General features: G+C 58.5%; 20 protein-coding genes and 1 pseudogene. 9 read left to right on the forward strand and 12 right to left on the reverse strand.

Annotated elements, in window-relative coordinates:
- Positions 1–278 precede the first annotated feature (278 nt).
- Positions 279–479, reverse strand: a pseudogene (locus tag ACYZTR_RS12590) (hypothetical protein); the annotation flags it as partial.
- A 104-nt stretch (positions 480–583) separates the two neighbouring features.
- Between ACYZTR_RS12590 and ACYZTR_RS12595 the strand changes: the two are divergent.
- The 3 genes from ACYZTR_RS12595 to ACYZTR_RS12605 all read left to right on the forward strand — a co-directional run bounded on the left by ACYZTR_RS12595 (position 584) and on the right by ACYZTR_RS12605 (position 2,529).
- Positions 584–745, forward strand: a complete 162-nt coding sequence (locus ACYZTR_RS12595) for a DUF2986 domain-containing protein (protein ID WP_449644761.1) — start codon at positions 584–586, stop codon at positions 743–745.
- A 324-nt stretch (positions 746–1,069) separates the two neighbouring features.
- Positions 1,070–1,420 (forward strand): ArsR/SmtB family transcription factor, encoded by a 351-nt coding sequence (locus tag ACYZTR_RS12600; protein WP_461979215.1) that lies wholly within the window; start codon positions 1,070–1,072, stop codon positions 1,418–1,420.
- A gap of 38 nt (positions 1,421–1,458) precedes the next feature.
- Positions 1,459–2,529: a flavin-containing monooxygenase gene (locus tag ACYZTR_RS12605; protein WP_461979217.1), complete on the forward strand. Its 1,071-nt coding sequence runs from the start codon at positions 1,459–1,461 to the stop codon at positions 2,527–2,529.
- 366 nt (positions 2,530–2,895) lie between these two features.
- Here ACYZTR_RS12605 and ACYZTR_RS12610 read toward each other — a convergent pair whose 3' ends face one another.
- The 10 genes from ACYZTR_RS12610 to ACYZTR_RS12655 form a co-directional block, all read right to left on the reverse strand.
- Positions 2,896–3,753: a hypothetical protein gene (locus ACYZTR_RS12610; protein WP_461979219.1), complete on the reverse strand. Its 858-nt coding sequence runs from the start codon at positions 3,751–3,753 to the stop codon at positions 2,896–2,898.
- An 84-nt stretch (positions 3,754–3,837) separates the two neighbouring features.
- Positions 3,838–5,001: an XdhC family protein gene (locus tag ACYZTR_RS12615; protein ID WP_461979221.1), complete on the reverse strand. Its 1,164-nt coding sequence runs from the start codon at positions 4,999–5,001 to the stop codon at positions 3,838–3,840.
- A gap of 133 nt (positions 5,002–5,134) precedes the next feature.
- Positions 5,135–6,523 (reverse strand): amidohydrolase family protein, encoded by a 1,389-nt coding sequence (locus ACYZTR_RS12620; RefSeq protein ID WP_461979223.1) that lies wholly within the window; start codon positions 6,521–6,523, stop codon positions 5,135–5,137.
- A 12-nt stretch (positions 6,524–6,535) separates the two neighbouring features.
- Positions 6,536–7,903 (reverse strand): nucleobase:cation symporter-2 family protein, encoded by a 1,368-nt coding sequence (locus tag ACYZTR_RS12625; RefSeq protein ID WP_461979225.1) that lies wholly within the window; start codon positions 7,901–7,903, stop codon positions 6,536–6,538.
- Between the two features lie 92 nt (positions 7,904–7,995).
- Positions 7,996–9,033 (reverse strand): CobW family GTP-binding protein, encoded by a 1,038-nt coding sequence (locus ACYZTR_RS12630; protein ID WP_461979227.1) that lies wholly within the window; start codon positions 9,031–9,033, stop codon positions 7,996–7,998.
- Complete coding sequence (locus ACYZTR_RS12635; RefSeq protein WP_461979698.1) at positions 9,030–9,626, reverse strand: UbiX family flavin prenyltransferase; 597 nt, start codon at positions 9,624–9,626, stop codon at positions 9,030–9,032. The genes ACYZTR_RS12630 and ACYZTR_RS12635 overlap by 4 nt, the downstream gene beginning before the upstream one ends.
- 11 nt (positions 9,627–9,637) lie before the next feature.
- A complete protein-coding gene (locus tag ACYZTR_RS12640; RefSeq protein ID WP_461979229.1) occupies positions 9,638–11,023 on the reverse strand; it encodes a UbiD family decarboxylase in 1,386 nt (461 codons plus the stop codon).
- 134 nt (positions 11,024–11,157) lie between these two features.
- A complete protein-coding gene (locus tag ACYZTR_RS12645) occupies positions 11,158–12,063 on the reverse strand; it encodes an amidohydrolase family protein (RefSeq protein ID WP_134418495.1) in 906 nt (301 codons plus the stop codon).
- A gap of 4 nt (positions 12,064–12,067) precedes the next feature.
- Positions 12,068–12,997, reverse strand: a complete 930-nt coding sequence (locus ACYZTR_RS12650) for an amidohydrolase family protein (RefSeq protein ID WP_150732737.1) — start codon at positions 12,995–12,997, stop codon at positions 12,068–12,070.
- A gap of 339 nt (positions 12,998–13,336) precedes the next feature.
- The gene (locus ACYZTR_RS12655) at positions 13,337–14,227 is read right to left on the reverse strand and encodes a LysR substrate-binding domain-containing protein (RefSeq protein ID WP_461979231.1); all 891 of its coding nucleotides are present in this window, start codon (positions 14,225–14,227) and stop codon (positions 13,337–13,339) included.
- 118 nt (positions 14,228–14,345) lie between these two features.
- On the opposite strand from ACYZTR_RS12655, the gene ACYZTR_RS12660 reads away from it, so the two are divergent.
- From ACYZTR_RS12660 to ACYZTR_RS12670, 3 genes are read left to right on the forward strand one after another with little or no spacing between them, the layout of a single operon-like run.
- On the forward strand, positions 14,346–14,810 hold the full coding sequence (locus ACYZTR_RS12660; RefSeq protein WP_461979233.1) for a (2Fe-2S)-binding protein: 465 nt from the start codon (positions 14,346–14,348) through the stop codon (positions 14,808–14,810).
- Complete coding sequence (locus tag ACYZTR_RS12665; RefSeq protein WP_461979235.1) at positions 14,810–17,023, forward strand: xanthine dehydrogenase family protein molybdopterin-binding subunit; 2,214 nt, start codon at positions 14,810–14,812, stop codon at positions 17,021–17,023. The genes ACYZTR_RS12660 and ACYZTR_RS12665 overlap by 1 nt, the downstream gene beginning before the upstream one ends.
- Positions 17,024–17,028: 5 nt before the next feature.
- On the forward strand, positions 17,029–17,949 hold the full coding sequence (locus tag ACYZTR_RS12670; RefSeq protein WP_461979237.1) for a LysR substrate-binding domain-containing protein: 921 nt from the start codon (positions 17,029–17,031) through the stop codon (positions 17,947–17,949).
- Between the two features lie 79 nt (positions 17,950–18,028).
- Here the strand turns inward: ACYZTR_RS12670 and ACYZTR_RS12675 are convergent, their stop codons facing one another.
- Positions 18,029–18,997: a GlxA family transcriptional regulator gene (locus ACYZTR_RS12675; protein ID WP_461979239.1), complete on the reverse strand. Its 969-nt coding sequence runs from the start codon at positions 18,995–18,997 to the stop codon at positions 18,029–18,031.
- Between the two features lie 87 nt (positions 18,998–19,084).
- Between ACYZTR_RS12675 and ACYZTR_RS12680 the strand changes: the two genes are divergently transcribed.
- The 3 genes from ACYZTR_RS12680 to ACYZTR_RS12690 all read left to right on the forward strand — a co-directional run bounded on the left by ACYZTR_RS12680 (position 19,085) and on the right by ACYZTR_RS12690 (position 21,998).
- Entirely contained in the window at positions 19,085–19,867 is a 783-nt protein-coding gene (locus ACYZTR_RS12680) for an MBL fold metallo-hydrolase (RefSeq protein WP_461979241.1), read from the forward strand.
- A gap of 200 nt (positions 19,868–20,067) precedes the next feature.
- The gene (locus tag ACYZTR_RS12685; RefSeq protein WP_461979243.1) at positions 20,068–20,640 is read left to right on the forward strand and encodes a carboxymuconolactone decarboxylase family protein; all 573 of its coding nucleotides are present in this window, start codon (positions 20,068–20,070) and stop codon (positions 20,638–20,640) included.
- A gap of 254 nt (positions 20,641–20,894) precedes the next feature.
- Complete coding sequence (locus ACYZTR_RS12690) at positions 20,895–21,998, forward strand: polyamine ABC transporter substrate-binding protein (protein WP_461979245.1); 1,104 nt, start codon at positions 20,895–20,897, stop codon at positions 21,996–21,998.
- The last annotated feature ends 6 nt before the right edge of the window (positions 21,999–22,004 follow it).

Genomic DNA, 22,004 nt, shown 5'->3' on the forward strand with positions numbered 1-22,004 from the left:
TTCCCTTTGCAGACTGCATTTTCGAATGGATCTCATGGGCAAGCATTGAATCAAGAACTTGCGCCAATCGAAAACGCCAGTAACTATCCGCCGTTTGCCGAAAGCCCCCTAGGGACACGCGACTGCCTAGCTCCGTGCTGACTTTCCCTCCTCGGGGGGCTAGCGATTTAAATGTGAGTTTTTGCCCGACGGGGGACCGGATGGTTACTGTCCAGTGACCGCTTTTGGCTTCGGCTCGTCATGACTGATGGAAATCCACGACCCATAGCGGTCAAGCGTTTGCTGTCGATTGCTAGATTACACGCAGCCACGTCCCGGGTTTTATATGCTAGCTCAAGCTTCACTCGAATCGCCCAGGTATCCCTGAGTCGGAGTGGCGCTTTTTACCCCACGAGCTTTCCTTTGTTCCAGGGCGCCCGGCTCGAATCTTGGTTACGGTCATGGTTCGTCCTCTGTCTGAATGAAGGACTAGAGTGCATGTCCAACGGAACTGACCGCTGATCGCCCTAAGTGAGCATCACCGGGATCTGGCCCAATATTTAAGCCAATATCATTCAAGAACTTACAAGCCGAGTAGAAAAATATGAATCGTCGTAAAAAAATAAATCAGTTATTAAAGGCTCACGCCAAAAAGGCTAGTGCCAAATTGGCACCGCCAAGCAAGTCTAAATACATTAGTAAAGCTGACCGATTGAAGCTGGCTGCTGAATCCAGTCACGACTCAATCATTTCCTCTGAGAGCTGATCTATGTAGCTTAAGCACCACCGGAATTTAAGATTTGATTGGGCTATTCATTCCGATGGCACGTACCGCGAGGACGCGGCCTAACAATTCATTCAAGCCGAAACCCATTCGCGGCTCTGAATCGAACCAGATTCCCTCGGTACATTCGACTGCCTGCTTTTGGCCGATTACTGCGTGTCGGGAAGGGCTGCAAACGACCCATAGCTGCCGGTCGGACTCGCTATTTCGGAGCGTGCAGGCATTTATCAGGCGCTATTGGTATCTGTTGTTGACGTCTATTCGGCGAATTGACGCGTGCATAGATATGCACATATAGTCATCCGCATGACGAACCGAACCTCTACACGTTCCCGGGCAATTGATGCCGCAATCGACTCTCTCGATGGAGCCTTCTTCAAAGCTCTTTGCGAGCCGTCGCGGGTAGCTGTGCTCAAGCGAGTCATGCAACTGGGGCGTGCGGATATCGCCGAGATTGCCGAAGGGGTGCCTCAAGAGCGTTCTGTGGTGTCTCGTCATCTGCAAGTGCTATCAGAGGCGGGCATCGTCCGAGCTACCAAGGTCAGCCGGCAGATGTTCTACGAAGTGGATGGGGCGGCGGTGATGACACGGCTCGAAGCCATTCTCCAACACATGAAGAGTCTGGCCCCGTTTTGCTGCCCTGGTGTGCCAGAGTAGTTTTTTTATTATCTCTATATATGCATGAGTGCGCATACATGAATGTAATTAATGAGCCCATGGATGCCATCGTTATTGGTGCGGGCCAAGCTGGGCTCGCGTGCGGTTGGCATCTGCGGCAGCAGAACCTCAGGTTTCTCATCCTGGATGCCGAGAGCCAGCCAGGTGGAAACTGGCGCAATTACTACGACAGCCTGAGACTTTTTTCCCCTGCTGCTTACTCATCGTTACCTGGGATGCCCTTTCCAGCTGAAGCCAAGCATTATCCGCTACGCGATGAAGTCGTACGTTATTTGGAGCAGTACGCGGACGCTTTCCAGCTACCCATTCGGCAGAACATACGAGTCCAGAAAGTGCGTAGGGAGGATGGACTATTTTTGCTTCAGGCATCTGATGGTCAGCGTTTCTGCTCAAAAGCATTGATCGTTTGCACTGGCGGATTCAATCAGCCGTTCATCCCTGACATTCAGGGGCTGGAGAGTTTTCGCGGGCAACGTTTACACAGTGCTGATTACCGAAATGTCGACGGCTTCAGTGATCAACGAGTAGTGGTCATAGGTGCGGCCAACTCAGCTGTACAAATTGCCCATGAGTTGGCCCAAGTCAGCAGCGTCGTATTGGCGACAAGGGAATCGATTCGATTTTTTCCGCAAAAGATCCTCGGTGTGGATTTTCATGCTTGGCTCAAGTGGACAGGGGTGGAGAAGACTCGTTGGCTGAATGATCAAAGTACCCCCGTATTGGATGATGGCACCTATCGTCGAGCCATGAAGCAGGGACTTTTTGAGCGTAAGCCGATGTTCACGGAGGTAGCGTCAACGGGCGTAATCTGGGCCGATGGGCAGCACACCGAAGTGGACAGTTTGGTTTTCGCGACCGGATTTCGTCCGAACCTTGGTTTTTTGGCAGGTCTACACATGGGGGCCATTGGAAGCCTGGCTCAGCGCAATGGGCAGGCGGAGCGCGTACCGGGTTTGTATTTTGTGGGATTGCCGAAACAGCGCAACTTTGCTTCGGCCACCCTCAGAGGCGTTGGGCCAGATGCTTCTCACATCATCCCCAGCTTGATGCGCTTCATTCACGATGCATCGCATCCAGTGTTCGCTTAATACCGGGTATCGACGATTTTTCAAATCGCCGCTGCGTCTACCGGAACATATGGCGCACGAAAGGGACGGCTCGCAAGGCCCGTTCTTATCGCCCAAGCCTGCGGCCCCATCGCCGCAGCTTCGTTTTGGAAAGCTTCGAAGCATCGGTACTACTTGGCGTCATGTGTGGGTTTCTGTTGCTGTGCTTCATCGCCACTTGGCGTCCTGCCGATTACGCAAAAAGGCAAATAACAGCCCACCGCCCGGCTACCGGCCCGAGGCTAAGTTGTAGGGGCAACTCCCACGCATTAGTGCGGGCATTATCCATGGAGTCGGTAAGCTCAATGCAACTGTCCGTGTAAGACGGTGATCTTTCTGATTGGCGCGTTACAGATGCCATTCCAGATTCAGAAACGGCGTGTTGGCTTCGGTGCCAGGTGTGTTGGCAGAGTTGTTACCGAACTTGTTCTTCCAGTATTCGTAACCCACCCCGGCAAAGAAGGTGTCTTTCTTGCCGACAGTGAGCTCGCCCACGTCCACCAGCAAGGTGAGGTGCACGAGCGTTTCACTGACGCTGTCGTTGCCGAAGCCGTCCTTGCCCTTGGGCGGGACGAAGTTGGCAAAACCCTTGAACTTGAGCGGTACCGAATCGAGCTGGAATGGAATCTCCCAGGCGGTTTCCAGGTAGTACGTGTCGTTGAAGCGGATATCGTGCTCCTGGGCGAACGGCAAGCCATTGTGGTTGCGCTCGGAGCGGTACATCACACTGAAGTCCCAAAAACCTGTCACGTTGAAATTGATCGTCGGGCCGATGACGAGCATGCGTTTTGCCGGCGCGAAGGCCGTGTTTTTGGTGTTCCAGTCGACGCCACCCGACAGTGACCAGTCCCGAACGGGTCCCCACTTGAAATCCTGGCCGGATATTTTATTCAGTGAAAGTTGATGGCGATATATCGCATACACCTCGGTAGCACCGTTGTCGCCGCCGTTGGCTGGATCGTCTTTATCGGAAAACAACACCTGCACGTCGAGGAAGTTGCTGCCGTATTTGTATCCGTCAACGTGAGTGAACTCAACGATGTGCTTGGCGATCGGGCCATCGATGCCCGGCTCGGCGAAGTGGGTGCCATACCAGTAACTGATTGAGTTATCGCTCCAGTCGGCAGCTTGCAATGAAGTGGCCGTCGTCAATAACACAGTACTGATGGCAAAGGTCTGCCGAACGAGAAACGTGCGGTTTTGCATCTTTCATTTCCTTGAGTAGTCGTCCACTTCGGCTTGAGGGACTTTTTTATAGGTGCCGAAAAACTGTCGCCGTTTGAAGCCCGCTCACTCGACCGCTGCCACTGCCTCCAACTTTTCACAGACCAGCAAATCCACGTAATGGATCGGTTTGCTCCGATGCTTGAGCATCCCGCCGTTACGCAGATTCAACGCCGCCGTCATCTCCGCCAGAATCGAGAGCGCGACGCTCTCGGGCGCGTCGCCGCCAAGGTCCAGGCCCATTGGGTAGTGCAGCTGTAGCAATGCATTCAGGGCAGGATTATGTTGGCGAATGTCGGTCAACAAGCGCTCGGTCCGTTCGCGGGGGCCGAGTTGGCCGATGTAGGCCGGTGCGCCTTGCAGCAATTGGCCGAGCCAGTGTCGGTCCTGGCGGTAGCTGTGTGTCATGACGGCCACCGCGGCCCCCTCGATCAACGGTCCGAGGACGATGGGGGCGTCGAGGTTCGCGACGATGACCGCATCGGCCTGCGGAAAGCGTTCAGGGCGGGCAAAGTGGCTGCGGCTGTCGATCACGCTGACGTGCCAGCCCAGCAATTTGCTCATGCGCACCAGTGGCTGGGCGTCGTGGCCGGCGCCGAAGATCACCAGGCGCGGGGGCGGAGCCACGTACTCGAAGAACACTTCGACTTCTCCACGGGCATCGGTGTAGAGCCGCAGAGAGGTTTTTTTCTCGGTGAGTGTTTTGCGCAGGTCTTTGCGGATGCTGCTGTCGAGTGCGCGATTGCGCAGCGCGGGGCTTGCGTGCGACACCCGATCACCGACCCGCACCGACGTGTGGCGAGACGTGGCAATGATGGTCGCCATGGCCGCGGGTTGCAGGCTGTCACGCACCTGTCGCAACAGTTCGATGGCCAATGACGGGGTTTTCGCGCGCAGGCGTTCGAGCATGACGAAAACCGTGCCGTTGCAGCCGAGGCCGAAGGTCAGGGCGCTTTGGTCGTCGTCTTCATCTTCGGTGGCGCCGGTGCTGTAGCGGCGCACCACCGGCTCGCCGGAATCGGTCAGCCACCAGGCTTTTTTGGCCAGGTCCTGTTCCAGGCATCCGCCGCTGACGGTGCCGATGGTTCGGCCGTGGAGGGGGATGAGCATGCGTGCGCCAGGGCGGCGGTAGGCGGAACCTTCGACCTTGACCACGGTGGCGAGGACGGTTTCTTCGCCTTGCCGGGCGCAGGTTTCAATGGCTTGGAGGAGGTCGTTGAGGCCGGACATGGTGTGTTATTCCAAAGGTTAGTGCGCAACCTGTTGGAGCCGGCCTGGTGAGGCGCCTGTGAACCTGGCACTGACCTTCAGGCCGTCATCGCTGGCAAGCCAGCTCCAACAGGGGGTTGTGTTGGCGGTTGGATCAGTCGACGACATGCATCAGCTGCTCCACCCCCTCCCACGCTTCAGCACGCATGCGCTCCAGGTCCAGACCTGGAATCACGCCGTCGTCGACCACCAGTCGCCCCCCGACCATGCTGTACCGCACGGCAATCGGCTCACCCGCGACCACCGGCGCCAGCGCGATATCGTGGAAGCCGAAGAACCGTGGATGATCGAGGCCATAGATCACCAGATCCGCAGCCTGTCCGACTTCCAATGTTCCCACCGCACCGAGCCCTAACACCTGAGCGCCACCGGCCGTACCCCAATGGATCACGTCTTCGGCGGTAGTGGCCGATGCGCCTTGCTCGGCGCGATGGATCAGCCATGCGGTGTGCGCTTCACCCACCATGCTCCCGGACTCGTTGGACGCCACGCCGTCCACCCCGAGGGAAATTGGCACGCCAGCCTCATACATTTGCGGCACCGGAGCGATACCACTGCCCAGACGCGCATTGCTCACCGGGCAGTGCGAAATCCCGGTGCCGGTCTGCGCAAGCATGCGGATTTCCCCCGGTTGCAGGTGCACGGCATGGGCGAACCAGACGTCGGGTCCGAGCCATTCGTGTTCGGCAACGAACTCCACCGGGAGGCAGTTGTATTTCTCGCGACAAAAGTTGACGTAGTTCTGCGTCTCCGAAAGGTGCGTGTGCAAACGCAATCCGAGGCCGCGAGCGGTATGCGCAAGCTCGCGCAGCAAGGTGGGCGGCAGCGAGAACGTCGGCGTCGTCGGCGCCACCACCACTCGACGCATCGCGTCCGGCGTGTCCTGGTGGTACCGCGATTTGAGCCGTTCAATGTCACCGACCATCTGCTCCAGCGTCTCCGGTTGCAGCGCTGTTTTCGAGAATCCCGGATGGGCGCTGGCGGACTCCAGGGCGCCGCCCCGGCACAGCACAAAACGCATCCCGAACGCGTCAGCCGTGTCGAACAGCAGGTCGCCGGTCTCGGTTGTGCCGTTGGCGTGATAGAGGTAATGGTGATCGGCGCAGGTCGTTACCCCCGACAACAGCAACTCGGCCATGCCTAATCGCGCGGCGATTTGCGCCAGTTGTGGGGTAAAACGGTTGAGGCGCGGGTAGGGCACGCTGGCCAGCCAGCCTTGTAGGTCTTGATTCAAACCTTCGGGCACGGCTTTGAGCAGGTTCTGAAACAGGTGATGGTGCGTGTTGATCCAGCCTGGGTAGACCACCGAGTTGCGGGCATCGATCACTCGTTCGCCAGGTTGCGCAACCAGGCCCGCAGCCATTTCGGCAATGCGCCCGTTCACCACTCGAATGTCTACAGCACTGGCCCGGGCTCGCGGGCCACGTAGGCCGGTCATCACCGCCACCGGGTTTTTGATCAGGATGTTTTGAAGTTGAGTCATGTGCTTCTCCAGTCAGAGGCTGTGGGGCGCAGGCTTGGTGGCTGCGCTGTCGGGAACGCTGACGCCGTTGAGCGCCGCGTTGAGCAGCACCGACACCAGGCAGGCAATCACCACGCTGCTGTGCAGGAACGGCTGGGACCACTCGGGCATTTGCTTGAACAGGGCAGGCGTCAGCACTGGCACCAGGGCGGCGGCGATGGTGAAACCGACGATCAACACGTTAAAGCGGTTGCGCTCGTAATCGACTTTGGCCAGGGTCTGAATGCCCGCTGCGGCGACCACCCCGAACATGGCAATCCCGGCACCCCCGAGGGCGGCGGTCGGCATCGACGCGATGATCGCCCCGGCCTTTGGCACCAGCGCCACGGAACACATCAGCAAACCGCTGATCGCCACTACCCAGCGACTGCGCACGCCGGTCAAAATCACCAGCCCGACGTTCTCCATGAAGGCAATGAACGGAAACGCGGCGAACATCCCGGCGATGGTGCTCGCCAGGCCATTGGCGCGCAGGCCATTGATCACCTGTTTTTCTTCTACCGGTTTGTCGACGATGTCGCCGATGGCCACGAACAGCCCCATGGACTCGACCATCTGCACGATCATCACCACCACGATGGTCGCAATCGGGATCAGGCTGAAGGTCGGCAGGCCGAAGTAGAACGGGTAGGGCACGGTGAGCCAGGGCGCTTCCTGCACGCTGTGAAAACTGCCCATGCCCAGGCCGTAAGCCAGTCCCGCACCCACCAGCATCCCGATCAGCACCGCCATGTTGCGCATCATCGGCCCACCATAGCGGTTGACCAACAAAATGCTCGAGAGCACCACGGCGGCGACGGCAAGGTACGCCGGCGCCCCGAAATCACTGGCGTTGCGGCCACCACCGATCCACTCATAGGCAATCGGGAACAGCTGCAAACCGATCACCGTGACAATGCAACCGGTGACCACCGGCGGAAAGTACCGACGCAATCGGCCCACGAACGGCGCGACGAGCATCGTAAAGATCCCCGCGCCGATCACCGCCCCGCAGACCCCGGCGAACCCCACCTCCGGGTTGGTGCCGATGGCGATGACCGGGCCGACACTGCTGAACGCCACGCCCTGCAAGATCGGCAAACGCACACCGAATTTCCAGAAGCCGACGGTTTGTAAAAGCGTGGCGATGCCGGAGCAGAACAGCGTGGTGCTGATCAGCACCACGGTGTCGGCCTGGGACATTTTCAGGGCGCTGGCGACAATCAACGGCACGGCGATGGCGCCGATGTACGAGACGGCCATGTGTTGCAGGCCAAGGGTGAGCATTTGGCGGACCGGCAGAATCTGGTCGACCGGGTGGACGGTGGAAGGGGTTTTCGATGGGGATGTGGCTGACGACATGGGGAATCACCTCTTGCTGTTTTTATGCTGTAGAGAGGGGTATTCGTTCTGTGTGCCCGGAGCCGCCATCCACCGGCTCCGATGCCGTTTTTTCAGCTTGCCAGGCAGGCGGCAAAGCCCTGGTTCAACGCCGCGCGGTCCAGGTCGCGGCCGATGAATACAATCTTGCTGGAGCGTGGTTCCGTGCCCCATGAGGTGGAGGCACGGAACTCGACCAGGCTGTGAACGCCCTGCAGCACGTAACGCTGATCCTGATCCGCGACGGCCAGCACGCCTTTCATTCGGTAGAGGTTGTCGGCCTGCTCATCGCGCAACTTGCTGATCCATTGGTGGAAGGCGAGCAGATTCACGGCGCCGTCCACGGCGATGCCGACTGACGACACGCTCGAATCGTGGTCATGATCCAAATCATGGTGGTGCTCGTCGGCGTGGTGGTCGTGCTCAGAGCCGATTTCCATCAGCTTTTGCGTTGACTCGAACGCACCGATGCCGAGAATCTTCGACAGGTCGATCTCGGCGTAGCTGGAGGTCACCAGGTCCGCCGTGGCGTTTAATCCACGAATCTTGCCGCGCAGCGCTGCCACGTCGTCCTCGCTCACCAGATCGACCTTATTGATCACAATGCGGTCCGCGCAGACGATCTGATCTACCGCCTGGTTGTCCAAGCCATCTAGCTGCAAATCCTCCAGATGCTGGACGATGTGCTTGGCGTCGACCATGGTCACGATGGCGTCCAGTTCGACTTCATCTGCAATCGGGTCGTTGATAAAGAAGCTCTGCGCCACCGGGTACGGATCGGCCAAACCACTGGTCTCGATCAAAATGTGATCCAGCCGCACCGGGCGCGCCACCAGTTCGCGGACGATGCGCACCAGGTCCTCTCGAACCTCGGCGGTGCAGCACACGCAGCCGTTGACCATCTCGTAGATTTCTTCGGTCTCAGAGCTGAGCACCAGGTCGCCGTCGATGCCGACTTCGCCGAATTCGTTTTCGATCACGGCAATCTTGCGGCCGTGGTTTTCCCTGAGGATGTAGTTCAGCAGGGTTGTTTTGCCGGCGCCGAGGAAACCGGTAAGGATGGTCACCGGAATTTTGCGGTTCGGGGTAGGGGCGTTGAATGGGCTGTTCATGCGAGCTCCTTGGTTGTTGCAAAATGGCCGGTGGCCGATGGGCCGGGTTCACCCCAGCGCAGCGCGGTCCCGGCGTCGAGGCCGAACAGGTCGAGGACACGGCCGAGGCTGTGATCGACCATTTGCGAAAGGTTTTGCGGACGGGCGTAGAAGGCCGGCACCGGTGGGGCGATGATCCCGCCCATTTCGGTGACGGCGGTCATGTTGCGCAGGTGGGCGAGGGTCAGCGGCGTTTCCCGGGCCATCAACACCAAGGTCCGGCGTTCTTTCAATGTGACGTCGGCAGCGCGGCCGATCAGCCCCGAGGAAGAGCCGGTAGCAATCTCCGCCAACGTGCGCATGGAGCACGGCGCGACCACCATGCCCAGGCAGCGAAACGAACCGCTGGCGATTCCGGCAGCCACGTCGTCGGCCCGGTGGTAGTAGCTGGCGAGCGCGGTGACGTCCGCCAGTTTGTAGTCGGTTTCATGGGCCATGGTCAGCAGCGCGGCCCGGCTGATGATCAGGTGGCTTTCGATGTTCAGTTCAGCCAGCAACTCCAGCAAGCGCACGCCGTAAATGAAGCCGGACGCGCCGCTGATGCCGACCACCATCCGCTGGCGGTTCACGATTGATAGCTCTTGAGCAGATTGCGCGCGCGTTCGACGACGTCTTGATCCAGCTGCGCCTTGATCCCGTCGAACCCCGAACCGCGAGTAGCATCCAGCCCCATGCGCGAAGTCGTGCCGTTGACCGAGGACGATGGGTCCAGTGGACTGCCGGGCAAACCGTCGATGACAAAGATGTCCTGATGCGGCTGAAAGTGTGTGGCCAATGCCCACAGCACCTGGCTGTCGTCGCTGATGTCAATGTCGCTGTCCACCGCGATCACGGTTTTCAGGTACGGGTCCCAGCCGAGCAGGGCGAGCATGATCTGCCGCGCCTCGCCGTCGCGGCTTTGATCCAGCGCCACGTAGCAATGAAAGTGCGTGCCGGAGTTGGGGTAGTGCACGGCGGTGACGGCGGGGAAGCGTGCCTTGAGTTTCTCGCTCATTTCCGCTTCCCGTGGCAGGCGCGCCAAGGTCAGGTGTTCGGCGTACCGGCCGCCGACCACGTCCACCAGCCAAGCGTCCTTGCGCCGCATGAGGGTGTCGACCCGCAGCACGTTATTGGTTGACCGGTCTGAGGAATAGCCGCTGAACTCGCCGAACGGACCTTCCTCGGCATAGGCCGCCGGATCGATGGCGCCTTCCAGTACAAACTCGGCATAGGCCGGTACGCCGATGCCGTAAAGCGGGGTCTTGACCAGTTCTAACGGGGCACCAAACAGGCCGCCTGCCACTGCGCGTTCATCGCTGCCGAACGGCAAACGTGCTGCTGCGGCAAGCATAAAGAGCGGATGGGCACCGACCACCATGGCCACGCGCAATTCTTCACCGCGCTCGCGAGCGGTTTGCAGCATGCGCCACAAGTGACCGCGCGAATGCAGGCTGGTGGCGAGGGTCTGCCGGGCATGGCGCATCGAGCGGTGATAGCTCATGTTGGCAATTCCCGTGACCGGGTCTTCGGCGATGATGATCGCGTTGGTAATGTACGGGCCACGGTCACTGTCGAAGTGCTTGAGCATCGGCAACAGCGCCAGGTCCACGGCTTCGCCTTCGAAGATCTCGTCCAGTACCGGACCGGTTTCGACGTAACGGGGCGCGATCGGATGATTGGCGCGGGCCTGGAAGGTTTCGTGGAGTTGCGCCGGGGTGACACCGAAGATCCGTGCGATGCGGGTCCGGGAGGCGAACACGTTGGTGGCCACTGGCACGCCAAGCTGGCCGACTTTTTCGCAGATCAGCAGCGGGTCGCGGCCTTCTGTGGCCAGGGCATCGACCAGGGCGGTGACGTCCTGATCGGCCGAAAGAGATTCGTGGACGGTGAGCACATCGTCCGGGTACTGCCGGCGATAGGCGTCGATGAAATCGTGAAAGTCCTGGGTATCGCCGAGCGTAGAGAGGGTCATGGTTTCACCTCGTAAAAAGCAGGCGTGCAGGGCTGAGGGTGACGTTCGATCGACAAGCCGTTGGCCTGCCGGTCGATCGAACGCCGGGCTCATCTGTACGCCTGGAAAGCCGCTTTGCTCTGGTTTTAAAACGCTTAGAGGTAGGTCGTGGTCAGACGAATGTCCGCCTCGATCAGATCCTTGGGTGGCGGTGTCGGTTCGATGCCGCACAACCGGGCAATGTTGTTGCCCAGGTAATCCTCAAGGTGATCCTCATCAATCCCCAGGCCTTGCGGCGCTGGCGAACACAGGACCTCGAGTTCGCGCAACCACATGCCCGGTTCGTTCGGCGGCGAGTCGGTGCCGAAGACGATCTTGTTGCGCGGCAGCTCCTTGGCGAACTCGACGATCCGCGACTGGAAGCACCAGCCGGATTCGCAGTACACGTTCGGCGTGTCCATGGCCATCCAGAACGCTTCGAACGAGTAGTTGCCGCCGGTCTGGATGCCGAAGTGACCGATGATGAAGTTGACCATCGGGAATTCGCGGATTATCGGGTAGAACATCGTCGGGATGGTGTACGGACCGTCACCCGTGTGGATCAGCACCACGATGTTGTACTTGGCGCAGACTTTCATCGCCGGCCGCAGCCAGTCCAGTGCCCGGTCGGGACGATAGCCGTGCATGTTGGCGTGCAGCTTGAGCATCTTGAAACCGTATTCCTTGATATGAAACTCCAGCTCTGCCGCACCGTTTTCCGGTCCCCAGCGCGGGTTGAAGTTGAAGTTGCCAATGAACCGATCCGGGTACTTCATGCACAGCTCGGCGATGTACGACATGTAGTCGCGCACGCCTTCGCGGCCCCGCCGGTTGCCGTCGCGATAACCGGTGTTGCCCGGTGGCGGCTGGATGAAACCCATGTCGATGCGGCGTGGTTTACCGTTGATCATGTACGGGCCGTCCATCAGCTTGAGCATGCGCTCGCCGGTGAACGGTTCGCCGGTGTGGCGCCAGGCCTCGTCGACCAGGTTGGTGGGGTGCAGATGGGTATCGATAATCATCGGTTCAACTCCTGGCCAGTTGGGTAGTGACAGGGCGCTTCAACTGCGCCTCGGCTTCGGACACGGAACGTGGCGGCGGGGTCGGTTCGAGGCCGATCATCCGCGCGGTGTTGTTGCCGAGGTATTCTTCGAGGGTGTCCTCGTCGAGATTCAGACCTTGCGGCGGCTCATGACAGAGCACTTCCAGCAGGCGCAGCCACATGCCCGGCTCGTTCGGAGGGGTGTCGGTGCCGAAAAGGATTTTGTGGGTCGGCAGGACCTTGGCGAACTCGACGATCCGCGATTGCAGGCACCAGCCCGATTCGCAGTAGACGTTGGGCAGTTCCATCGCCCATTGCATCGGTTCGAACACGTAGACGCCGCCGGTCTGCACCCCGAAGTGCGCCATGATGAAATCGACGTTGGGGAACTCCTTGATCATCGGCACCCATTCCGACGGGATGCTGTACGGCCCGTCGCCGGTGTGCAGTTTGACCGGGATGCCCAGCTCGGCGCATTTCTCGAAGGCCGGACGGACCCAGTCCAGCGCACGGTCCGGGCGATAGGCGTGCATGTTGGCCTGCATCTGGACCATCTTGAAGCCGTGTTCCTTGACGTAACGCTCGATCGCCTCGACACCGTTTTCCACGCCGCAGCGCGGGTTGTAGACGAAGCAGCCAATGAAGCGATCCGGGTAGGTCTGGACCATCTTCAGCGTGTAAGCCATGTAGGCATCGATGGATTCGCGTCCGCTGAGGTCGCCGTCGGTCCAGGTGTAAATGGTGTTGCCTTGTGGCGGCTGGATGAAGGCTTTGTCGATACGGCGAGGTTTGCCGTTGACCATGTACGGGCCATCCATCATCTCCAGCAGACGCTCGCCGGTGAACGGGTCACCGTCATGCCTCCAGGCGAGGTCCACCAGGTCGGTGGGATAGCAACTGATATCGATGATCATTGAAGTCGATCTCCTGATAGCGGGGAAGGGAACCTTGCGGTTCGCAGCAGCCACGTCCCGGGCAATCGGCCATTTCTATGCGCACTGCTGCGCATTCCCTCACCTGGTCGCATCCGGCTCGGGACGCTGGCTGCTTGGGAGGAAGTATTGGAAGGGGGGGAGGGGTTCGTACAATATTAATTGGGCGGGGTGTTGATATGTGTTCGATATGGGGCAGGGTTTTATGGTGGATGTGCCGGCGCCATCGCGAGCAAGCTCGCTCCCACAGGGGTTTTTGTTGCGGCACAGATCGGAGTCACTCCCGAGAACCCTGTGGGAGCGGGCTTGCTCGCGAAGTCGTCAGATCAGCGTTTGCTGAGCCAAAGTCTTGATCACTTCAACCACCGGCGCCACCCGCTCGGCCTGCCCTGATGGCCACACCGCATACAGGTTGTAATGCGCCGGAATCTGCGCGTCGTTCAGCTCCACCAAACGCCCCGCGCGCAACGCATCCGCCGCTAGCAGCCCGCGCACCAACCCCGCGCCAACCCCGGCTTCGGCCGCTGCAATCAGGTTGGCCGCATTGTCGAAAACCACCCGCGCATTCGGCTCGGTCGGCGCCATTGCTGCTGCATCCAGCCAGGGAATCCACGAGCGCCGCGTATACCCCAGCAGTGGCAATTCCAGCACCTGCGCCGGCGTAATTGGCACCTGCAAGCCATGGCGCTCAAGCAGCGCCGGGGAGGCCACCGCAGTCACTCGATCACCGCAGATCTGGGTCATCTCGCAGTCTTCCCAATCGCCATACCCGTAGCGCAACGCCAGGTCCACCCGCTCGAACGAGCTGCGATCCGAGCGCGGCATCGACAGCAATACCACTTGATGGTCAGGCAATAAATCGAGCAGTTCCGGTAGCCGTGGATTGAGCCAGCTTTGGGCCAATTCACTGTCGACATCAAGGGTCAGCCGCTGCGCGACGCTGCGGTTTTTCACCGAGGACAGCGCCCGGTCGATCTGCGCCAGGCCGTCGGACAGCACGCTGGCAAACAATTGCCCGGCATCGGTCAGGTTACTGCCGCCACCTTCGCGTACGAACAGCGGCTGGCCGATGAAGTCTTCCAGGCTGCGGATCTGCTGGCTGATAGCGCTGTGAGTCAGGTCGAGTTTGCGCGCGGCACTGGAGAAGCTTCCGCTGCGCGCGGCCTGGATGAATGCACTCATGGACTGCACCGACGGGTATCGCTTGTACATGCTGTTAGTCCTACTTACACAGGATGGCAGAAATCGTCGCTGGCCCGATTTTCCACAGACTCTCAATAATCGGCGACCAGGCCTGCACAAAGACGGGCCGCTCTCTTGGAGCCTGACAATGATCGAATTCACGATAAACGGCGAACGACACGAGCTGGTAGAGACATCGCCCTCCATGCCCTTGTTATGGGTGTTGCGTGATCACTTGAAACTCACCGGCACCAAGTTCGGTTGCGGCATGGGCCTGTGCGGTGCCTGTACCGTGCACCTGGACGGTGTCGCAGTACGTTCCTGCCAACTGCCGGTCGCCGCCGTGGCGGGGCACAGCATCACCACCATCGAGGGTTTGTCGCCCACCGAACAGCATCCGCTGCAACTGGCCTGGGTTGCCGAAGATGTCCCGCAATGTGGTTACTGTCAATCCGGGCAGATCATGTCCGCGGCCGCGTTGCTCAACACCGGTGCGACAATCACCGATGACTCGATCCGCAACGCCATGTCCGGCAACGTGTGCCGCTGCGGCACTTACGGGCGAATCAATAAAGCCATCAAGCGCGCAGCTGCTGCGCCGAAGGAGGCGTGATGACGTTTATCGACGACACACAGATCGAACTGCCGCGCCGTCTCTTTCTCAAGCAGGCCGGCACTGTTGCCTGCGGCCTGGCAATTGGTTTCTATCTGCCCTCAGGCATCGCCGCGACGGACCTGAAAGGACCTGCGCCTGCAGGTGAATTCGAGCCCAACGCCTGGGTTCGGGTATTGCCCGACGGCACGGTGAAACTGGTGGTGCACAAACACGATTCCGGCACAGGCACCCACACCGCATTGGCCGCTTGCGTGGCCGAGGAACTGGACGTCAACCCGATGACCGTGCAGGTGATATCGCCGGAAAATCCGTTCTTTGAAACCTACATTCACCCGATATGGAAAGTCTTCTCGACGGGTGGTAGCACCAGTGTTTCGCTGGAATACGATCGCCTGCGGATGGCCGGTGCCACGGCGCGCGCACTGCTGATCACTGCGGCGGCCAAGCAATGGAAAGTCAGTCCCGACAGTTGCACAACCGAAGAGGGCCGGGTGGTGCATTCCGCCAGCAAACGCAGCCTGGGTTACGGTGAGCTGGTGAGTGTTGCCGCGAAATTGCCAGCACCGGCCAAGGTCACTCTTAAGGACCCCGCGCAGTTCAAATACATTGGCAAACTGCGGCACAAGCGCGATGCGGCGGCCAAGGTGTGCGGGCGCTTCAAGTACAGCATCGACGTGGAATTGCCAGAGATGCTGGTGGCGGTGATTCAGCGCACACCAGTGGTCGGCGCCAAGGTTGTCTCGGTGGATTCCAGTACGGCGTTGCAAGTACCGGGCGTGCGTAAGGTGATCGCGATTCCCGGCCGGCCTGATGTGCTGGGCGGCAATCAGGAAGGCGTCGCAGTGCTCGCGGACAATTACTGGGCCGCCCAACAGGGTCGTGAGTTGCTCAAGGTGCAATGGAGCGATTCACCCCTGGCCGGTTTCGACAGCGATCAACTGGCGACGGCGCAAGCGGCGGCCATCCACGACAAAAATGCGCAACGGGTGTCCGCCATGGTTGCAGGTGACGTGAGCGCTCAGTGGCCGAAAGCCGCGAAGCTGCTCGAAGCCGATTACCTCATGCCGTACAAGGTGCAGAACCCGCTGGAACCGATCTGCATCACCGCCGAGGTGAAGAATAACGCCATCACCTACTGGGGCGGCGTTCAGGTGCCATCCTCGGCGCTGGAGGCTGCGCAAAAGGTGTGCAAGATCGCCAAGGATAAGGTCACCATCAATGAGTTGGTGTCCGGCGGCAGCTTCGGGGCGCGGGAGGCCAAGTACTGGTTGTTCGAAGTGGCCTACCTGGCGCAGGAGGCCAAGGTGCCAGTCAAGTTGATGAACAGCCGTGAAGACGAAATGCGTTCGCTGTTCATGCACCCGGCGACTCTGCATCGAGTCAAAGGTGCGCTGGACGCTCAGGGCAAACTCACGGCGTTGAAACTTGACGCGGTCTCACCGGCTTCACCGGAACAGTGGGAACCAGGCTATTTCGAACGCCCCGACCACATGGACTACAGCACGACCGAAGCCATCACCGCGTGGGACTTTGCTTATCGTCCTGCGAGTCTGGACCTGGTCTGGGTCAAGCACGAAAGCAACGTGCCCAGCGGTTGGTATCGCTCCGTGAGTTTCATTCCCAATGTGTTTGCCGTCGAAAGTTTCATGGACGAATTGGCACACGGCGCGGGACAGGATCCGTTGGCCTTTCGCCTGGCCCATATGCACGAACGGCCCCGGCACGTCGCGGTGCTGAAGAACGCCGCCGAACGCGCCGGTTGGGGCCAGCCATTGCCGGAAGGGACAGCCTTGGGGATCGCCACCAATCAGGGTTACACCAGCTTCATCGCGGTGGTCGCCAGACTTTCGAAAAAAGACGGTGTGATCAAGGTCGATAAGCTCACCTGCGTGGTCGATTGCGGCCTGGCGGTGTCGCCAGGCGGTGTCGAAGAGCAGATCTATGGCGGCTTGATGTGGGGCCTTGGTCACGCGCTGTTCGACCGCATGGACATCAAACAAGGCAGGGTGGTGCAGAGCAACTTCCATGATTACCGGGTGCCCCGCATGTCGGACATGCCGGCGATAGATATTCTGGTACTGGACGGCGAGCCGAGCAAACCTGGAGGTGTCGGTGAACTGGGCAGCACGTCGGTGGTCCCGGCCATCGCCAATGCGCTGTTCAGCTTGACCGGTGTGCGCCAGCGCTCGACGCCACTGACCCTGGGATAGCCGTCATGGACTTGCGATTGCTGCGGTATTTCATGGCCCTTGCTGAAGAGCTGCACTTTGGCCGGGCTGCCACGCGTTTGCACATTTGCCAACCGCCGCTGAGCCAGCAGATTCGTCTGCTGGAAGAGGAACTGGGTACACCGCTGTTCGAGCGCAGTCATCACCGGGTCGAGCTGACGGCGGCCGGACAGATGCTCAAGGAACAGGCGCCGCTGGTGTTCGAACAACTGAACCGCGCGCTGGACCTGACTCGTCAGACCGGTCGTGGTCAGTTGGGCGAGCTGGAAATCGGCATGATCAGTTCGGTGATGGTTGGCGTGCTGCCGCGGGCCTTACACCTCTTCCGCGAGCGCTATCCTCAGGTGTCCTGGCGGCTGCATGAAATGACGCCGGCGGCACAGGTCATGGCGTTGAAGGAGAAACGCATCGATGCCTGTGTGTTCCGGGTCGGCTATGACGATCCGCAGTTGCGCAATGAACTGCTGATCTACGAGCCGATTCGCGTGGTCATGCCTGTCGATCATCCTTTGGCTCGATGCGAAAGCCTGGCGCCGGCGGACTTGGCACAGGAGCCTTTTGTGGCGCTGGAACTCAAGCAGTCGCGGTTTGCTGATTTTCTCTATCAGTGCTGCATCAAGGCCGGTTTTACCCCACAAATCCGCCAACAGGTGATCGAGGTTCAAACCCTGCTCAGCCTGGTGCAGGCCGGTTTCGGTGTGGCGTTGTTGCCAGCGTCCATCGAGCAGATGGCGCCAGCCGGGCTGGTGTTCCGCCGCCTGACCCCCGCGTTGCCGGAAGTGCCGCTGTACGCCACTTACCGCGCAGACGATGACTCGCCGGTACTCAAACTGTTTCTCGATACGTTGCGCGAACGAGTTCTCGAAGAACGCCAGCAACCCCTCGTCAATTCCATAACGCGGATTTGATTTCACCCTCGAACCGGCGAATTTACGATTCGCCATTCTGGACTTGGACTAGATACTCCATATTAAGACCCAACGCACATCAGTAACGGCCAAACTTCTGTCGATATTCCGCTGGCGTTAAGGCAGTCAATTCTTTGAACATTCGCCGCATGTTGGAATCACTGCTGAAACCAAGCTCTATGCTAATTGTGCTGACGGTTGATGACGTCAAGGTGAGGCGTTCGCTGACCTGGTTTAACTTGATAAGACGGGCATAGGCAGCAACCGCTAGGCCTGTTTCTTTTTTGACCTTGCGCGCGAGAGTGCGCGAGGACATTCCGAGTTTATCCGCTAACTTTTCCACTGTAAGTTGTTCAGCCGGCAGTTGCTCAACTAGGACAATTAGCTTGCGTAGTAACCTTTCGGACTGCTCCATTAGGCTTATTGTCTGAAACGCGGTGTGAACGACAGCAGGGCGTGGTAGCACCATCAATTTGATGAGGTCTCGAAAAATTTCAGAGCTGACGTTCTTTTCGATCAGCGCCTGGGCGATGGGCAGATATCCGTTTACGCCTGAAGCTGTGGCCGTTCTCTGGTTAATGATGCAGATCTGCTCGCTTTGCCAGCGCACCTTTTTGTAGCGCTGAGCCATTGTCTCCACTAGCCACCATGTGATCGTTGCCGCCTGATCATTTAACTGACCACTCGCGGCAAGTAGACAAACGCCCGTGCAATAACTCAAAAGCTTGCATGTTTTGGCACGATTCGATAGGGCTGCCACCAGGGGCGTATGAACGACCAACTCCGTTTCAACCTCCTGCGCCGACTCCGCCCAGAAGCCTGGCACCAAGATAGCGTCCAGCTCGTCGCTATCAAGGGAGGCTGTCGCCTGCAACGTCACGCCATGCGCACACTCAACTGGCCCGATCTGCCCCGCGACATAGACAGTTTCGAAGAGATCATGACCTGTGCGCCGATTCGCTGCGTACAGAAGATCAGCGAATGCGAACAAGCCCGCAGGCATGCAATTGGAGAACAGGAGGAGACCAACTCTTAACGTTTTGGGCATGGCTTAAATTGAATCAATTATGACTAATCTTGCCATTATGGACTCAGTATCGGATTGGCACCATAAGATCTCTTTCCAAAGGATTTTATGATGAAAATTCAACACATTCGAAATGCCACAATCATTATTGAAATCGGCCTCCATCGCATCCTTGTCGATCCAATGATGGCGCGAAAAGATGCGCTCCCGCCCTTACGATTATTCGGCGCCAGGCAGCGCAACCCAATCGTCGAATTGCCGGATTCAACCTCGACTGTTCTCGATGCGGTAACCCACTGTCTGATCACCCACTGCCAAAAGGGGCACTTCGACCATTTGGATCGAGCAGCCAAAAGATGGCTTCGCGAGAGACAAATTCCAGTGATCTGTTCACCGCACGACGCGCCCCATCTTGCAGAGCAAGGTTTAAACATCCAGCCGCTTCCGGAAAATCATGAGCAGCCTAATCTCTTTTTGGGCGGCACGATTCGTACAGTCAAATGCACCCATGGAAAAGGCCTGATTGGCAAGTTGATGGAGCACGGTGTCGGTTACTTAATCGAAATGCCAGGCGAACCCAGCCTCTATCTGGCTGGCGATACAATTCTCACGCCGACCATACGGGATTTCGTGCTACATCACCGGCCACACGTCAGCGTTGTACCTGCTGGGGGCGCACGATTTGATTTTGGTGACGACATTATCATGGGGATTGACGAAGTCGTTGAATTTACTCGGCTGAGTCGCGGAACGGTGGTGGCCAATCACATGGAAGCGGTCAGCCATTGCCCGGTAACTAGATCCGCACTCGCTAAAGCAGGAAAACTAGCCGGTATTGACCAGCGTTTGCGGATCCCAGCAGATGGCGAAAATATGGAATTCACTTTTTAACTAATAGCCATCGAGTCGTGGTGTCCACCAGCATGTATGCCTGCACGAATTTAGAACTTCTTGCGGATACTACGAACACTGGACACTGATAGGGTCGGAGTCAAAATGAAAGGCATCCTCGAACACTTGCGGAGCTGGGCCAAGAATCTCAAGCGCCAAACCGTGGTTACCAATCTGTTTATATTATGAGGAGCATGCACATGCTTTCTGAATACAAAATGACGCTGCCAGCTATTGAACTGGAGGCCTCCGAAGGCCGAGCCAAGGACGTTTTGACCAAAGGCAAAGCACAAGCAGGCGTTCTCCCAAACATGTACTCCCACATGGCGAATTCGCCTGGCCTGCTGGAGACATACCTGGAAGGCTATTCAGCATTCCGTAACGAGTCAGGTTTTACATCGGCGGAGCAGGAGCTGATTTTTTTGGTTATCAGTCGCGAAAACGGATGCGAATACTGTGTCTCGGCTCATAGCGCCATTGCCGATATGAAGTCAGGGCTCGCCCCGCAAGCCACCAATGCGATTCGTGACAACACAGAGATCGAAGATGAAAAACTCTCGGCATTGGCCGCGTTTACACGTGTGATGTTCCATACCCGGGGGTTGCCGTCTAAGTCCGCCGTTCAAGCATTCCAAGGGGGCGGCTATGGCGAACGGGAGATCCTGGAGGTCGTTCTGGCAATTGCGATAAAGACGTTGAGTAATTATGCCAATCACCTCTTTCATACCCCTCTAGATAAGATCTTCGAAGGCAGGGCTTGGCAGCAGGAATAACCGCTTCCGGAAATTTGAGCTCGCTCTGCTTCTTGGCAATCACCCCAAGAGCGATGGATGTAAGCACTTCTAAGCGACCGCAGCGCCACCATCCAGGCTTTCGCCCCAGAGCAGCATGCGCGCCGCGCGTTCAGTTCGGGAGTACTCAATCCTGATAGCCCCCCATTTGGGTTATGGCGTCATTGACCGAATCCCTTAATAGTGAGTCCAACCGGTCATCCAGAACCGGCTTCGCTTGATAAGGTGATTTTGCTATGCGCAAGGCATTCAAGTTGATTTTCAGTACGCTCCTGGTACTCATAGCGGTCGGTGTACAGGCTGGCGAGGAGCATGAGGCCAATACGCTGCGGCTGTACAACTGGGCGGATTACATTGGCGAAAAAACCATCGCCAACTTCGAAAAGGCGTCCGGCATCCACGTGATCTATGACACGTTCGACGCCTATGAAACGGTTCAGGCGAAGCTCATGACCGGTCATTCCGGCTACGATCTGGTCGTGTTGAATGCGTCCCTCGCACCGCCATTGATCCATGCCAAGGTTTTCCAGCCGCTGGATAAGAGTTTATTGCCCCAATGGACCAACCTTGACCCCAAGGTTCTGGAGGGGCAACAGGGATTCGATGCCGGCACGAAGTACTCGGCGCCCTATACCTGGGGCAGTAATGGCATCACCTACAACGTCGACAAGATCAAGGAGCGCATGCCGGACGCGCCGATCGGTTCGTTGGCGATGATCTTCGATCCAAAAATCGTCTCGCGCTTCGCCGACTGCGGAGTAACGCTGGTAGATGCGCCAACGGAAGTGATCCCGTTAGCCCTGGTATATCTGGGACGCGATCCTGAGAGCGCTACGCCGGAAGATTTGAAAGCCGCCCAGGATTTGTTGTTGTCGGTGCGGCCCTATATTCGCAAATTCGATTCGGTCAACTACCTGACCAGCCTGCCCAATGGTGACGTGTGCATGGCCATGACCTGGTCAGGTGATTATGCGACGGCGATGGCGCGTGCCGAAGAAGCGAAACTGGATATCAATCTTGCCTACTTTATTCCCAAGGAAGGCTCGTTGATCTGGTTCGACAATATGTACATTCCGGTGGACGCACCCCATGTCGCGAATGCCCACAAGTTCCTCGACTATCTGATGCAGCCTCAGGTGATGGCTGAGGTGAGTGATTACATTCATTACGCCAATAGCAACGCGGCCGCCACTGCGTTGCTGAGTGCCGATGTACGAAACAATCCCGCTATCTACCCCGATGAGCAGACGCGTCAACGGCTGTTTCCACAGAAGAGCCAAAACGCGAAAGACACGCGTGCCATCACTCGGGTCTGGAGCACCGTAAAGAGCGGAATTTAATTCTTC

This window comes from Pseudomonas sp. Hz4, from assembly GCF_054898165.1.